We start from the raw sequence: 14,473 nt of genomic DNA, 5'->3' as shown, positions 1-14,473 counted from the left end.
TTGCTCCGCGGGGGCGGCGCGGTCGGCGGCGCCGGGCCGTTGGGTGCGGCGGCCGGTGACGGCGCCCCGGCGCGGGCTTGACGGTCGGGGCAGGCGGCACCAGCAGCGCTTGCAAGTCCCCGGGCTTCGGCGGATGTACACCGGGCGCCGGAATCCAGGTGAGTTCCGGGATCGGGGTCGCGGCCTTGGCTTCGGTGGCTGGGGTGTCGTAGATGATCTGACCCTTATACGCCGTGATCGAGTTGATCGGGTGAAACAGAATCGGCGGATAGTTGACCGTCAAGCGGCGCAGCACCGGACCTAGCCGCTCGCGGCAGAGCTCGGCCCGGCGGTAATAGTCCGGGGCCGCTTTTCCGGCGGCGGTATCGAAGGACCCGCCGCAGATGAACTGCACCGGGTTGGCGAACTCTGGTATCGAGAGCAACCCGTTCACCGTGCCCTGCGCAGGGTCGTAGATGTTGTAAAAGTTGGTGATCCCGGGACCCGCCACGTGCAACACCTGCTCGATGTTCTCGCTCTGGTCGCTCAACACCTTGGTCAAGTCGTTCAGCTTGTTGACCGTTCCGACCAACGTCGAGTTGTTCTCGTGCAGGAAGCCCCTTATATCGGTCAGCGCGGTGTTGAGCGTGCCCAACGTGGTGTCCAGATCGCGCGAGTTGTCGGCGAGCACCTGCGATACCGATGCCACGTGACCAGAGAATTCGACGATCTGCTCGTTGCTCTTCGAGAGCGCGTTGACGAGAACCTGAAGGTTTTTCACCGTGCCGAAGATGTCGGTGCGCGAATCCGCCAGGCGCCCAGCGGCTTGCGAGAGCTCGCGGAGTGCAGCGTGGAACGAGTCGCCGTTTCCGTTAAGGGTGTCCGCGGCCTGGTTGATCAACTTGCCGAGGGGACCTTGCATCTGTCCCGCCGTCGGACTGAGTTGGCTGGCCAGCTTGCTCAGCGCGTCTTTCACCTCGTCCCATTCCACCGGAACCGCGGTGCGGTCCAGCCCGATGACCGCACCGTCAGGCAATGCCGGTCCACCGGTGTAGGCGGGGGTGAGCTGAATAAACCTGGCTGCCACCAGGTTTGGCGCCATGATGACGGCCCGGGCGTTTGACGGCACCTTAACGTCGGGAGGAATCGACATGACGATCTTGACGTCGGAGGTTCGCGGCTCGATGCGGTCGACCCGGCCGACCGGCACGCCCAGGATGCGGACCTGATCACCGGGATAAAGCCCTACCGCGGATGTGAAGTAGCCGACGATCTTGTGGCTGGCCCGCGTGGGCCACACCAGGTAAACACCCGCCACCAAAAGCAGGGCCAGGGCGGCGGCCACTACCACCCGCAGCCCCCGCCTGCGTTCCCCGGCGACCGAGAAAAGCCTCATGGCGACTTGGGCCTAATGATCCAGCGCTCCTGGATCAGTCCGCGCAGATAGTCGGCGAAACTGTCGGGGAGCTTGTTGGGTTGGAATACCAAGTCGAACACGATCGACACCAACGGCGCCGGCAGGACGCTGTAGACATTCACGTTGAATCCAGGACCCGAACCGACCACCTCGCCGAGCGTGGTGGCATACGGCGGCAGGCGTTTGAGCGCCTCGGTGATGTACTCGTGGCGCTCATTGAGGTCGTCCAGCACCTGGTTGAGCTTGCTTAGCGACGGGCCAAACTCGCGGCGGTTGTCAGCAACAAACCCGGAGATCTGTTGGGCCAGCTCGTCAATCCCGGAAATCAGCTGAGCCAGCGCGGCGCGGCGGGCGTCCAGCGCGGCAAACAACTGATTGCCGTCGAGGATCAATTTGTTGACCTGCTCGGCACGTTTGGCCAAAACAGCGGTCACCGACTTCGCGTGGGCCAGTAGACCATCCAGCGCTTCGTCGCGGCGGTTGAGGGTGCGCGACAACGATGTCACCCCATCCAGGGCACCGCGCAGCTGCGGTGTGGCGTCATGCAGCGCGTCGGTGATGACGCGCAGGGACTTCTCGAACTGTCCCTTGTCCAAATTGCCGGCATTGCTGCCCAGATCTTCCAGCGCGCTGCCCAGGGCATACGGTGTGGTCGTTCGGCTCAGCGGAATGGTCGACGTCCTTGCGCTGCCGGCCGGTGTTACCGCGATCGACCGTTCGCCGAGGATGGTGTCAGTGCGGATCGACGCCAGTGATTGGTCACCGACAACGATGCGGCGGTCGACGGTGAACGACACCTTCGCGGCGTCTCCCGCCAACGTGACCGACCGCACCCGGCCTACCTTGATGCCCGAAACGTAGACGTCGTTGCCGGGCGCGATGCCGCCGGCGTCACTGAAGTAGGCGTCGTAGGGCTTGCCCTGCGGCCAGAACGGCAACTGGCTATAGCCGAACGACACCAACACAATGCACGCCACCAGCACCACACCGAAGATGCCGGTGCGGAGAGGGTCACGACCGTCTCTGCTATTTGGCAAAGGCGCACCTCCCCTTGCTGGGATCGACCTGGCCACCCATCGGAATCAGCAAGTCCCCGCCGACCGGGCCGTTGAGCTTGATCGTCACCGAGCAGAAGTAGATGTTGAAGTAGGCGCCGTAGGAGCCGAGCGCGGCCAGACGCAAGTAGTCCTCAGCCAGCTGCTCAATGTCGTTATTCACCTCGGCTTTTCGCTCGTCGAGCTCGGTGGCGATGAGCCGAGTGTTTTGGACCACGCCCTTGAAGGCGGGACGGGAGTTCTGCAGCAGCGAGGTCAGATCGCGTTGGGCCGAGGCCAGCGGCGGGATCGCTCCGGCCACCGCGTCGCGGCCCTGCGCCAGGCCGGTGATCAGTTGCTGCAGCTGGTCAACGCTGGCCGAGAACTGGGCGCCCTTTTGGTCGACGGTGGTAAGCACCGTGTTGAGGTTGTTGATCACCTCGCCGATGAGCTGGTCGCGTGCGCCCAGTGTCGACGTAAAGGCGTCGGTGTCGGCCAGCAGGTTCGACAGCGCCCCTCCCTGGCCCTGCAGGAGTTCGATCACGTAACCGCTGATGGTGTTGATCTTGTCGGCATCCAGCCCTTTGAGCACCGGCCGCAGGCCGCCCAGCAGCGCATCGAGGTCTAGCGCCGGCTGGGTGTGCTGCTCATCGATGGTCCCGCCAGGCGGCAGCTTGCGCAGCCCGCCGGGACCGGAGGTGATCTCCAAATACCGGTCGCCGACCAGGTTTTCGTACCGGATCACGGCACGCGTCGACGAATACAGCGTGTAGCGCTTGTCCACGCCGAACGTCACGTTGACACTGTTGTTCGGGTTGAGCTTGACGTCTCTCACCGACCCGACGGGCACCCCGGCGATCCGGACCTTCTGGCCGGGTTTCAACCGTGTCGCGTCGATGAAGTTGGCGTGGTAGGTGTTTTGCGGACCGAAGCGGAATTCGCCGAACACCACTACAAGGCCGACAGCGACCAGCAGCATCGCGATGGTGAAGATGCTGACCTTCACCATCATCGCCCGGTGAGATTCGTAGCGCGCCATCAGAAATCGTCTCGTTCCGCGAATGCGCCGTGGAACAGGAACTGCAGCGTCGACGGTGCGTCCACCTGCATTTCGGTGAACGGCTCGTACGGAATATACGCGTTGTCGGTAACCAGGAACGGCGCCCGGTACCAGGAGCCACCATTTTGCTTGGTCGGAATGTCAGGTAGGCCACGGCAATTCGGGCCGCCAGAGGCGTTGACTATCGGCAAGCTCTCCGGATAGGTATACGACGGCGCGCCCAACACAAAGCTCGACGAGGTGAACAATCCCGCCTTGCGCACGCCGAGCAGCGGGGCGAATTCCTTGATACCGCGGTCGATGCCTTTGAACAAGCAGCCAAATTCGGGTGAGTAGTCAGCGGCCACCTTGAGCGGGGCGCGGAACCGCTTGATCGCGTCGATGAGGTTCTGTTCGGCTGGCGCCAGTGTGTCGTAGACGGTGTTGGACACCCCGATCGCCGCCAGCAGGGTGTCGTTGAGGTCGCTTTGCTGGTCCACGATCGTCTTGCTGATCGTCGGCACGTTGTCGATCGCGGTCGTCAGGTCCGTAGCAGCGTCGGCGTAAATGTTGGCTACCGCGGCGGTCTTGCCGAAATCTTGTTGCAATGTGGGCAACTTCGGATTCGTTTGCTTGGTAAGGGTGTTCAGGCCAGACAGCAGGGCCCCGAGGTCATTTCCATGGCCACGCAGGCCTTCGGCGAGGGCGCTCAAGGTGCCGTTCAACTCGACCGGGTCGATCTTGTGTAACAGGTCAATCAGTGATTGGAACAACGTGTTGACTTCAACCGCGACCGATGAAGCCTGGACATGCGCACCCGGGCGCAGCGACATGGGCAATGGCGACGGGGGCGGAACGAATTCGACTGATTTTGCACCGAAGATCGTGTTGCTGGCAATGTGCACCGTTACGTTGGCCGGCAAGTAGTGCAGGTCGTCGCTGTTGATGGCCAACGTTAGCTGCGCCTCGTCGCCGGAATACGCGATGTTTTTGACCTTGCCGATCTGGATGCCGCGGTATTTCACCTTGCCGTCGCGTTCCATTACCAACCCGGCGCGCGGCGCGGTAACAAAGACCGTGTCGGTCGACGAAAACGCCGCAGTGTAGGACAAATACGTCAACACCACGAAGCCCACGATGGCACTGGCGAGCACCGCGGCCGCCAGCCTTATCTGAGTGCGTCTGCCCACCTTTGCCACCGTCCCTCAGCCGGAGAGGTTGAAGTTACCCGAGGCGCCGTAGACAGCCAGGGAGATCGCCAAGGTAATGACCACGACAACGATGAGCGACGTCCGCACCGCCTGGCCGACCGCTAGGCCGACGCCGACCGGTCCGCCGGATGCGTTGTAGCCGTAGTACGTGTGCACCAACATCACCGCGATCGACATCACGATGGCCTGCAGGAAAGACCACAGCAAATCCGTGGGGTTGAGGAACGTGTTGAAGTAGTGGTCGTACAGGCCCGCCGATTGACCGTTGACGAAGATCGTGATGAACCGTGCGGCGAAGAACGAGGCCAGCACCGCCAGCGAGTACAGCGGGATGATGGTGATCAGCCCGGCGATCAGCCGGGTCGACACCAGATAGGACACCGAGTGCACCGCCATCGATTCGATGGCGTCGATTTCCTCGGCCACTCGCATTGCACCCAGCTGGGCCGTGGTGCCCGCGCCGATGGTGGCGGCCAGCGCGATACCGGCCACGACCGGGGCCACGATGCGGACATTGAGAAACGCCGAGAGAAATCCGGTCAGCGCCTCGATCCCGATGTTGCCCAACGATTCGTAACCCTGGACCGCGATGACGCCGCCGGATGCCAGCGTGAGAAATGCGGCGACGCCGACCGTTCCGCCGATGAGCAGCAGGGCGCCGGTGCCCAGCGTCATCTCGGCGACAAGCCGTAACACCTCTTTGCGATAGCGGGTGATCGCGTTGGGGATCCAGCGCACCGATTCGCCGTAGAACAGCGCCTGCTCGCCGAAAGTGTCGACCGGCCCGGCGAACCGGGACAGCAACCGGCGCATGCGCAGCGTGACGTCGTAGCTCATCTGCGCCACTCCTCCTCATCGCTGCGCTCTGCATCGTCGCCGGCGCGGCTCATGACCTGCTCACCGGGCCAGTACCCGCACGCCGATCGCGGTCATCACAACGTTGATCACGAACAAGCAGATGAACGCGTACACCACGGTTTCGTTGACGGCGTTCCCCACCCCCTTCGGCCCACCCTTGACCGTCAGGCCGCGATAGCAGCCGACCAGCCCGGCGACCACCCCGAACAGCAGCGCCTTCACCTCTGAGAGCACGAGCTCGCCGAGATGAGTCAGCACCGTCAGACCGTTGACGAACGCACCGGGGTTGACACCCTGCAGCAACACCGAAAAAACGTAGCCGCCGCAGATGCCGATCGCCGACACCAACCCGTTGAGCAACAGCGCCACGAAGGTCGATGCCAGCACCCGAGGAACGACCAGGCGCTGGATAGGGTCGATCCCCAGCACCCGCATGGCGTCGATTTCCTCGCGGATCGTGCGGGCGCCCAGATCAGCGCAGATCGCGGTGGCCCCGGCGCCGGCGACCACCAAGACGGTGACCACCGGCCCCAGCTGGGTGATGGTGCCGAACGCGGTGCCCGCGCCGGACAGGTCGGCGGCGCCGAGCTCGCGCAGCAAGATGTTGATGGTGAACGCCACCAGCACGGTGAACGGGATCGCGACCAGCAGCGTCGGGATCAGCGATACCCGCGCAATCATCCAAGTCTGCTCGAGAAACTCCCGGAACTGAAAGGGTCGGCGAAAAGCCCCGCGTAGGGTTTCCAGCGACATTTCGACGAACCCGCCCACAGCCCGGGCTGGAACCGCGAGCTGTTCGATCAACCTGAGGTCCCTTCTGGGCCGGGGTCTCTCTGCAACGTGACGCGAAGCTCCGCGTCCCCCTGCGCGCGCCGCCTTAGCTCCCTACCGCCGGACGCTGCTCCGCGTGAGCCGGATCATAGTAACTAGAACAGGTTCCGGTGTCAAAGAACCACTAAATTAGACAAAAGTTAGTAATTTAGCGAGGTCAGACGGATTGTGAGCCACGTCATTCTGTAACGTGTTCTAGGCCGCGAACGCCGGTACCTGCTTTCGTCAGCGCCCGATCAAGACCCCATCAGGCCGGTCGCCGAGAAGTTGCGCTCCGGATCCCGCCCAGCAAAGTAGTCGTGCAACGTCGCGCTGAGCGTGTCGGGGTCCCAGGCCGGCCCGTCCGCCGCGAACTGGCGCTCCACCGTGGGTGCGGCCACCAAGGTCACGCGCGGGCCGTAGACGATGAAGAGCTGGCCGTTGACCGCTTCGGCCGCCGGTGACGCCAAGAACCGGACCAACGTGACCACATGGTCGGGTGAAAGCGGGTCGATCTCGGCCGTCTCGGGTGCCTCGCCGAACACCTCGGCCGTCATCGCGGTCCGAGCGCGCGGGCAGATCACGTTGGCGCAAACGCCGTAGCGGCCTAGCGCCCGCGCCGCCGAGAGAGTCAGCGCGGTGATACCCGCCTTCGCGGCAGCGTAATTGGCCTGCCCCACCGGGCCCACCAGCCCAGCCTCCGACGAGGTGTTCACGATCCGGCCGTAGACCGGGCCACCGGATTCCTTGGCCTTGGCGCGCCAGTACGCGGCCGCGTTGCGGGTGAGCAAGAAGTGCCCGCGCAGGTGCACGGCGATGACCGCGTCCCACTCCTCGTCGGACATGTTGAACAGCATCCGGTCGCGGGTGATCCCGGCGTTGTTGACCACGATGCCCAAGCCGCCCAGCCCGTCGGCGCAGGCGACCAGCTCGTCGGCGGTGGCGCGCTGACTGACGTCGCCGGCGACCGCGATAGCCTTGGCGCCCGCGGCGGTGATCTCGTCGACGACGTCGGAGGCATCCAGTGCCGTGGCGATGTCGTTGACGACGACGGTGGCGCCGGCGCGCGCCAGGCCGATGGCCTCGGCGCGGCCCAGGCCCGCGGCCGCGCCGGTGACCACCGCGACCTTTCCGGACAGATCGGTCGCGTTCGTGCTGTTAGCCAATTTATGAATACCTCTAGTCTTCCCGCTTCAGGGCCGCCCGCGGGCACTCGGCGATCGCCTGCTCGGCCAGCTGTTCCCGGTCGGGCGGTATCGGGTCGGTCTTCACCACGGCGTAGTCCTCGTCGTCCAGCTCGAAGATGTCCGGCGCGATTCCCATGCACACCGCGTTGCCTTCACACCGATCGCGGTCCACTATCACTCGCACGGCTCTCCTCCTTGGCCTATCCGGTTGCCGGTAGCACCACCATACGACGAAGGCTCGCTGGACCCGCATACTAGAACGTGTTACAACCAGGAAGGTAGACGGAACGCGAAGGGACCGCCAATGCGCATCGGTTACACCCCTGAGCAGGAGGAGCTGCGTCGCGAGCTGCGGTCGTACTTCGCCAAGTTGATCACCCCGGAACGCCGCGAGGCGCTGAACTCGACGTCGGGCGAAATCGGCAGCGGCAATGTGTACCGCGAGACCGTCGCCCAGATGGGTCGGGACGGGTGGCTGGCACTGGGCTGGCCCAAGGAGTACGGCGGGCAGGCCCGCTCGCCGATGGATCAGTTGATCTTCACCGACGAGGCCGCCATCGCGGGGGCCCCGGTGCCGTTTTTGACCATCAACAGCGTCGCGCCGACGATCATGGCGTTCGGCACCGAGGAGCAGAAGAAGTTCTACCTGCCCAAGATCGCCGCCGGCGAGATCCATTTTTCGATCGGCTACTCCGAGCCGGGTGCGGGCACCGATCTGGCCAACCTGCGCACTACCGCGGTGCGCGACGGCGACGACTACATCGTCAACGGTCAGAAGATGTGGACCAGCCTCATCCAGTACGCCGACTACGTGTGGCTGGCGGTGCGCACCAACCCCGAAGCCAAGAAACATCGCGGGATTTCGGTGCTGATCGTGCCGACCACCGCCGAGGGCTTCTCCTGGACACCGGTGCACACCATGGCCGGTCCCGACACCAGCGCCACCTACTACTCCGATGTCCGCGTGCCGGTGGCCAACCGGGTCGGCGAGGAGAACGGCGGCTGGAAGCTGGTCACCAACCAGCTCAACCACGAGCGGGTGGCATTGGTGTCCGCGCAGCCCATCATCACCGCGCTCAACCAGGTTCGGGAGTGGGCGCAAAACACTAAGGACGCCTCCGGTGCGCGACTGATCGACTCGGAATGGGTGCAGCTGAACTTGGCACGGGTACACGCCAAAGTCGAGGTGCTCAAGCTGATCAACTGGGAACTGGCGTCATCGAACGAGGCTGCCCCGTCACCGGCCGACGCGTCAGCCGCCAAGGTGTTCGGCACTGAGCTGGCCACCGAGGCCTACCGGCTGCTGATGGAAGTGCTGGGCACCGCTGCCACCGTGCGCCAGGATTCGCCCGGCGCGGTGCTGCGCGGCCGCATCGAGCGGATGCACCGCGCGTGTCTGATCCTGACCTTCGGCGGCGGCACCAACGAAATCCAGCGCGACATCATCGGCATGGTGGCGCTGGGACTGCCGCGAGCCAACCGCTGACCAGCAAAGGACTCACCGATGGATTTCTCGACAACCGAAGCGGCCCAAGACCTCGGCGGCCTGGTCAGCACCATCGTGGACGCGGTGTGCACACCGCAGCATCAGCGCGAGCTCGACGCGCTCGAGCAGCGATTCGACCGCGAGCTGTGGCGCAAGCTGATCGACGCCGACGTGCTGAGCGCCGCCGCACCGGAGTCGTTGGGCGGCGGCGGATACGGGGTGCTGGAGCAGACCGCGGTGCTGGTTGCATTGGGCCGGGGACTGGCCGCGGTGCCGTATCTGGAATCGGTGACGCTGGCCGCGGCGGCGCTGGCCCGATTCGGCTCCGTCGAACTACAGCAGCAGTGGGGTGCGCCGGCGGTCAGCGGCCAGAAAATCCTCACCGTCGCGCTAGACGCCGACATGGGTGAGGGGCCGGTACAGGCGACCAGCTGCGGCGACGGCTACCGGCTCACCGGCACCCGCACCCAGGTGGAATACGGCCCGGTGGCCGACGCCTTCTTGGTGCCCGCCGAAACCCAATCCGGTACAGGCGTTTTCCTGATTGTAGTCGACGATCCCGGAACAGCGGTGACCCCGTTGGAGACCACCGGTTTGGACAGTGTCGGCCATCTGGAGTTGTCGGGTGTGGAAGTCGGCGGTGGCCGGCTGGTCGGCGGCGACGAGGTCGCCGACTGGCTGTCGTTGCGAGCCGCTTTGGGCCGCAGCGCTTTTCAACTCGGCGTGCTCGACCGCGGATTACAGATGACCGCTGAATACGCCCGCACCCGTGAACAGTTCGACCGTCCAATCGGCAGCTTCCAGGCGGTGTCGCAGCGGCTGGCCGACGGCTACATCGACGTCAAAGGTTTGCGGCTTACGCTGACCCAGGCCGCCTGGCGGGTCAGTGAAGACCTACCTGCCGACACCGAAGTAGCCACCGCGGCGTTCTGGGCCGCTGACGCTGGGCATCGTGTGGCGCACACCATCGTTCACGTACACGGTGGTGTCGGAATCGATATCGACCACCCGGTGCACCGCTATTTCCTGGCCGCCAAGCAGACGGAGTTCGCGCTGGGCAGTGCTACCGGAGCGCTGCGGCGGATCGGCCGCGAACTGGCCGACACACCCGTTTAACTGATGGCCGAGGCGCTGCCCACCGTCGTCGACTTGCTGAGACCGCTCGTCGACGTCGACGATCGGGGCGTCTACTTCGAGGACTCGTTTGTCAACTGGCGCGACCACATTCAACACGGCGCTGCGGTCGGCGCAGCACTGCGGGCCCGCCTGGACCCCGCCAAACCGCCGCACGTGGGCGTACTGTTGGAAAACACCCCGTTCTTTTCGGCCGTGCTGGTTGCGGCTGGGCTCTCCGGCATCGTGCCGGTGGGTCTCAACCCGGTGCGTCGCGGCGCCGCGCTGGCCCGCGACATCCGCCACGCCGATTGCCAGCTGGTGCTCGCCGATTCGAATTCTGCTGCGGCACTCGGTGATATCGAGTATGTCAACGTCGACTCCCCCGAGTGGACCGACGAGGTCGCCGCGCACCGAGACGCCGAGGTGCGGCTGCAAGAAGCGCGGCCCGAGGATCTGTTCATGCTGATCTTCACCTCGGGCACCAGCGGTGACCCCAAAGCGGTGATGTGCAGCCACGGCAAGGTCGGGATAGCGGGTGTGACGATGACCGACCGCTTCAGCCTCGGCCCCAACGATGTCTGCTACGTGGCGATGCCGCTGTTTCATTCCAACGCGGTGCTGGTGGGATGGTCGGTGGCGTTGGCCTGTCGCGGCTCGATGGTGTTGCGACGCAAGTTCTCCGCGTCGCAGTTCCTTCCCGACATCCGCCGCTACGGCGCCACCTACGCCAACTATGTGGGCAAGCCGCTGTCGTATGTGCTGGCCACCCCGGAGCGTCCCGACGACGCCGACAATCCGCTGCGCGCGGTGTACGGCAACGAAGGCGCACCCGCTGACGTCGAGCGCTTCGCCCGCCGATTCGGGTGCGTGGTGATCGACGGGTTCGGCTCAACCGCGGGTGGGGTGGCGATCAGCCGGACACCGGACACGCCGCCGGGTGCGCTGGGCCCGTTACCCGACGGGGTGGAGATCGTCGACGTCGACACCGGGCAACCGTGCCCGCCCGGCGTGGTCGGCGAACTGGTGAACACCGCCGGAGCGGGCCGGTTCGAGGGCTACTACAACGATCCGGAAGCCACCGCGCAGCGCATGGCCGGCGGTGCCTATCACAGCGGCGACCTGGCCTACCGCGACGAACGAGGGTACGTGTACTTCGCCGGCCGGCTCGGTGACTGGCTGCGGGTCGACGGCGAAAACCTGGGGACCGCGCCCATCGAGCGGGTGCTGGCGCGGTATCCCGACGTGACCGAGGTGGCCGTGTATGCGGTGCCCGACCCCGCCGTCGGCGACCAGGTCATGGCGGCCCTGGTGCTGGCGCCGGGAGCGGAATTCGACGCCGACAAGTTTCGCGCCTTTCTGGCCGAGCAGCCCGATCTCGGACCCAAGCAGTGGCCGTCGTATGTCCGGATCTGCAGCACGCTGCCGCGTACCGCGACCTTCAAGGTGCTCAAACGCGAGCTGATGGCCGAGGGTCTCGACTGCGGTGACCCGGTGTGGCAGATTCAGCGATAACCCTCGTCGAAGCGGGAGGCCGGTCGAATGACGAAGCGCCAGCCGACGGTCGCGATCGTGGGAGCCGGGATGTCCGGCTTGTGCGCGGCAATCCTTTTGCAGCGCGCCAGGATTGACGATGTCACACTCTACGAGAAGGCCCACGAGGTCGGCGGCACCTGGCGGGAGAACACCTACCCCGGCTTGACCTGCGACGTGCCGTCGCGTTTCTATCAGTTCAGCTTCGCGCCAAATCCGCGCTGGAGCCACTTGTTTTCACCCGGCGGCGAGATACAGGCGTACTTCATTGACGTGGCTAAGCGGATGGGCGTCTACGACCGGATCCGATTCGGAACTGAGATTGTCAGCGCCGAGTTCGACGGGGGCGGCTGGGTTGTGTCTACCGGGGGCGGCGAGAAATCTCGTGCCGACTTCCTGATATCGGCGACCGGCGTGCTGCACCACCCGAAGATTCCCGCCATCCGCGGACTCGACGACTTCTCGGGTCCGGTGTTTCACTCCGCGCGGTGGGACCACAGCGTAGAGCTGCGGAGCCGCCGGGTCGCGGTGATCGGGACCGGCTCGACCGGAGTGCAGATCGTCTCGCGGCTGGCCGGCACGCCAGCCACATTGACCCTGTTCCAGCGCACCGCGCAGTGGGTCATGCCGATGCCCAACCCTCGTTACCCGCGGCTGACGCACCGCACCCATCGAGCCTTTCCGTGGCTGGACCACCTTGGCTACCACGCATACCGGGTCCCGATGGAGTTCTTTTCGACCGCACTGGTCAAGCCCGGATGGCGACGCCGGTTGGTCGCTGCCCTATGCCGGGCCAACCTGCGCACGGTGCGGGATCCGCAACTGCGCAAAGCCCTGACCCCGAATTACATGCCGATGTGCAAGCGGCTGGTGATCTCTGGTGGCTTCTACCGCGCAATCCAGCGCGACGACGTCGAGCTGGTCACCGCGCCCATCGATCACCTTGAACCGCGCGGCATCGTCACCGACGACGGCGTCCTGCATGAAGCCGACGTAATCGTGCTGGCAACGGGGTTCGACGCGCACGCCTACATGCGACCCATGCGGGTGACCGGTCGCGACGGGATCTGCCTGGACGAGGTTTGGCGCGACGGGCCGCGCGCGTTCGAAACCGTTGCCATGCCTGGTTTTCCGAACTTCTTCATGCTGCTGGGCCCGCACAGTCCAGTGGGCAACTTTCCGTTGACCGCGGTCGCCGAATCGCAAGCCAATCACATCCTTCGGTGGATCCGTCGCTGGCAGCGCCGCGAGTTCGACACGGTGGAGCCGACCGTGCCGGCAACCGAGGCGTTCAATGCGACGCTGACAGCGGCGATGCCGGACACCGTGTGGACTACCGGATGTGACAGCTGGTATCTCGGCAAGAACGGGCTGCCCGAAGTGTGGCCGTTCACACCCGCCAAGCACCGCGCCATGCTCGCCGAAACGAAGCTTGAAAACTACGACCTGCGCGTCGCGCCACCGGAACTGGCCCGGCATTGATGCGACCACCGCTGGCTACGCCTCGACAATGTCGTGTCGGTAACGCTCGAAAAGGGCGAGGAAATCAGTTTTTTCGGCTTCGCCGATCCCGTTTTTCGCTAGGGCCGCAGCTGCGTACTGCATGTTGGCGTTCCACTCCGCTTCGGTGATCCCCAGGCCGGCGTGTGCGGTTTTCATATCGCGGCCGAGATATCTACAGGGTCCGCCGCTCAGGTCACACATCTGCTCGATTAACAGCTGGTGAGCCCGCGCCTGCGAATCGAAGCTGCGGCCGGAGGCGAATCGGGCGAAGGCGGGATCGGTGCGCAAGCTGTTGAACAAGTCCTCGATGATGGCGGCGATAACGTCGTAGCCGCCGATCCGCTGGTACAAAGATGCCATGCCAGCCCCCAGCACGTGTGGTGACGCTACCTAATTATCGACGCCGAGAATGCGTGCGGCGTTGCCGTACAGAAACTTTGGCCACACCGCGTCGCGGAAGGGGACGTCGGGCATTTCGGTGAAGATTCGCTCCAGCGATAGTCCCATCGGGAAATACCCGGCATAGAGCACTTTGTCCGCGCCGCGCGTGTTGGCGTAGTCGATGATCGCTTTGGGGTAATACCTAGGCGCGAACGCCGATGTCGAGTAGTACAGGTTCGGCCACTTGAGCATCAGCTTGACGGCGAGGTCCTCCCAGGGCTCGCAGCCGTGGCGGGTCACGAACACCAGGTCCGGAAAGTCGAACATGACAATGTCGATACGCGCAACGTCCTGCGGCCCGAACGGCACCCGTGGCCCGGGCACCCCAGCGCACACGAAGATTGGTATGCCCAGCTCGACGCACGCAGCGTAGATCGGGTACATCTTCGGGTCGTCGATCGGTACCTGCGGGAACGTACCCGCGGGGAATACCGACGTGGCCCGGATACCGAACTCGTCGTGTTGCCGGTGAATCGCCTTCACCGACCCCATCACGTCGTTGGGGTCGCTCACGGTCCCTGATGGCACGAACCGGTCCGGGTGCTTTTTCAACGCCAGTTGCGACGTCTCGTCGGCGACCCCGATCAGACCCTTCTCGATTCCGAAGCGGTCCATCTCGTGCAGCGTCACCCCGATGGGATCGGTGGTGGGCAGGTCTTTCGGCACCTCCTTGAACAGGTACTCGACCGGGAACTCGAACTCCTCGCGCGACTCGCGGTCTTTGGTCTGCCTGCGGATGAAGTCGTACTGACCGAAGCCTTGCCGGGGGAAGCCGATCATCGTGTCGAACACCGGCAGCCCGGCACAGCCAGCCATGAGTTCCTCCGCATCCAAGACTTGCCGCTTGCGGCGTCCCCAAGAT

Annotated in this window: 13 protein-coding genes and 1 pseudogene; 4 read left to right on the top strand and 10 right to left on the bottom strand. The window is 64.8% G+C overall.

Annotation, left to right across the window (positions count from 1 at the left end; genetic code table 11):
• Window positions 1-67: 67 nt before the first annotated feature.
• The 8 genes and pseudogenes from MYXE_RS03090 to MYXE_RS03055 form a co-directional block, all read right to left on the bottom strand.
• Window positions 68-1,375, bottom strand: a pseudogene (locus MYXE_RS03090) (virulence factor Mce family protein); the annotation flags it as partial.
• Window positions 1,372-2,433 carry an MCE family protein gene (locus MYXE_RS03085; protein WP_039891349.1) on the bottom strand — a complete coding sequence of 354 codons (1,062 nt, stop codon included), beginning with the start codon at window positions 2,431-2,433 and terminating at the stop codon, window positions 1,372-1,374. The gene MYXE_RS03085 and the pseudogene MYXE_RS03090, both read right to left, overlap by 4 nt.
• Window positions 2,423-3,469 (bottom strand): MCE family protein, encoded by a 1,047-nt coding sequence (locus tag MYXE_RS03080; protein ID WP_085194798.1) that lies wholly within the window; start codon window positions 3,467-3,469, stop codon window positions 2,423-2,425. Before MYXE_RS03080 ends, MYXE_RS03085 begins: the two co-directional genes overlap by 11 nt.
• On the bottom strand, window positions 3,469-4,668 hold the full coding sequence (locus MYXE_RS03075) for an MCE family protein (protein ID WP_085194800.1): 1,200 nt from the start codon (window positions 4,666-4,668) through the stop codon (window positions 3,469-3,471). The genes MYXE_RS03080 and MYXE_RS03075 overlap by 1 nt, the downstream gene beginning before the upstream one ends.
• A gap of 6 nt (window positions 4,669-4,674) precedes the next feature.
• Window positions 4,675-5,517 (bottom strand): MlaE family ABC transporter permease, encoded by an 843-nt coding sequence (locus tag MYXE_RS03070; RefSeq protein WP_003923165.1) that lies wholly within the window; start codon window positions 5,515-5,517, stop codon window positions 4,675-4,677.
• Between the two features lie 60 nt (window positions 5,518-5,577).
• On the bottom strand, window positions 5,578-6,342 hold the full coding sequence (locus tag MYXE_RS03065; RefSeq protein WP_003923164.1) for an MlaE family ABC transporter permease: 765 nt from the start codon (window positions 6,340-6,342) through the stop codon (window positions 5,578-5,580).
• Between the two features lie 263 nt (window positions 6,343-6,605).
• Window positions 6,606-7,514, bottom strand: a complete 909-nt coding sequence (locus tag MYXE_RS03060) for a 3-oxoacyl-ACP reductase (RefSeq protein ID WP_085194802.1) — start codon at window positions 7,512-7,514, stop codon at window positions 6,606-6,608.
• Between the two features lie 13 nt (window positions 7,515-7,527).
• Window positions 7,528-7,719 carry a ferredoxin gene (locus MYXE_RS03055; protein ID WP_003923162.1) on the bottom strand — a complete coding sequence of 64 codons (192 nt, stop codon included), beginning with the start codon at window positions 7,717-7,719 and terminating at the stop codon, window positions 7,528-7,530.
• Window positions 7,720-7,839: 120 nt separating this feature from the next.
• Between MYXE_RS03055 and MYXE_RS03050 the strand changes: the two genes are divergently transcribed.
• From MYXE_RS03050 to MYXE_RS03035, 4 genes are read left to right on the top strand one after another with little or no spacing between them, the layout of a single operon-like run.
• Window positions 7,840-9,021 carry an acyl-CoA dehydrogenase gene (locus MYXE_RS03050; RefSeq protein WP_085194804.1) on the top strand — a complete coding sequence of 394 codons (1,182 nt, stop codon included), beginning with the start codon at window positions 7,840-7,842 and terminating at the stop codon, window positions 9,019-9,021.
• Between the two features lie 18 nt (window positions 9,022-9,039).
• Window positions 9,040-10,137 carry an acyl-CoA dehydrogenase family protein gene (locus tag MYXE_RS03045; protein WP_085194806.1) on the top strand — a complete coding sequence of 366 codons (1,098 nt, stop codon included), beginning with the start codon at window positions 9,040-9,042 and terminating at the stop codon, window positions 10,135-10,137.
• 3 nt (window positions 10,138-10,140) lie between these two features.
• Entirely contained in the window at window positions 10,141-11,649 is a 1,509-nt protein-coding gene (gene fadD17 / locus MYXE_RS03040) for a long-chain-fatty-acid--CoA ligase FadD17 (RefSeq protein WP_161552036.1), read from the top strand.
• 27 nt (window positions 11,650-11,676) lie between these two features.
• The gene (locus MYXE_RS03035; protein WP_003923158.1) at window positions 11,677-13,149 is read left to right on the top strand and encodes a flavin-containing monooxygenase; all 1,473 of its coding nucleotides are present in this window, start codon (window positions 11,677-11,679) and stop codon (window positions 13,147-13,149) included.
• Between the two features lie 15 nt (window positions 13,150-13,164).
• Here the strand turns inward: MYXE_RS03035 and MYXE_RS03030 are convergent, their stop codons facing one another.
• The gene (locus MYXE_RS03030; protein WP_232061713.1) at window positions 13,165-13,530 is read right to left on the bottom strand and encodes a group I truncated hemoglobin; all 366 of its coding nucleotides are present in this window, start codon (window positions 13,528-13,530) and stop codon (window positions 13,165-13,167) included.
• 30 nt (window positions 13,531-13,560) lie between these two features.
• Window positions 13,561-14,427, bottom strand: coding sequence for an amidohydrolase family protein (locus MYXE_RS03025; protein ID WP_003923156.1), 867 nt, complete (start codon window positions 14,425-14,427; stop codon window positions 13,561-13,563).
• Between the last annotated feature and the right edge of the window lie 46 nt (window positions 14,428-14,473).

Origin of the sequence: Mycobacterium xenopi (genome assembly GCF_009936235.1) — a bacterium.
GTDB lineage: Bacteria > Actinomycetota > Actinomycetes > Mycobacteriales > Mycobacteriaceae > Mycobacterium > Mycobacterium xenopi.
This window is presented reverse-complemented; position numbering and strand designations above follow the sequence as displayed.

Coding starts and splice junctions, on each gene's coding strand:
- MYXE_RS03080 (WP_085194798.1), bottom strand. CDS start 3,469: ATGGCGCGCTACGAATCTCACCGGGCGATGATGGTGAAGGTCAGCATC.
- MYXE_RS03070 (WP_003923165.1), bottom strand. CDS start 5,517: ATGAGCTACGACGTCACGCTGCGCATGCGCCGGTTGCTGTCCCGGTTC.
- MYXE_RS03050 (WP_085194804.1), top strand. CDS start 7,840: ATGCGCATCGGTTACACCCCTGAGCAGGAGGAGCTGCGTCGCGAGCTG.
- MYXE_RS03045 (WP_085194806.1), top strand. CDS start 9,040: ATGGATTTCTCGACAACCGAAGCGGCCCAAGACCTCGGCGGCCTGGTC.
- fadD17 (WP_161552036.1), top strand. CDS start 10,141: ATGGCCGAGGCGCTGCCCACCGTCGTCGACTTGCTGAGACCGCTCGTC.
- MYXE_RS03035 (WP_003923158.1), top strand. CDS start 11,677: ATGACGAAGCGCCAGCCGACGGTCGCGATCGTGGGAGCCGGGATGTCC.
- MYXE_RS03030 (WP_232061713.1), bottom strand. CDS start 13,530: ATGGCATCTTTGTACCAGCGGATCGGCGGCTACGACGTTATCGCCGCC.
- MYXE_RS03025 (WP_003923156.1), bottom strand. CDS start 14,427: ATGGCTGGCTGTGCCGGGCTGCCGGTGTTCGACACGATGATCGGCTTC.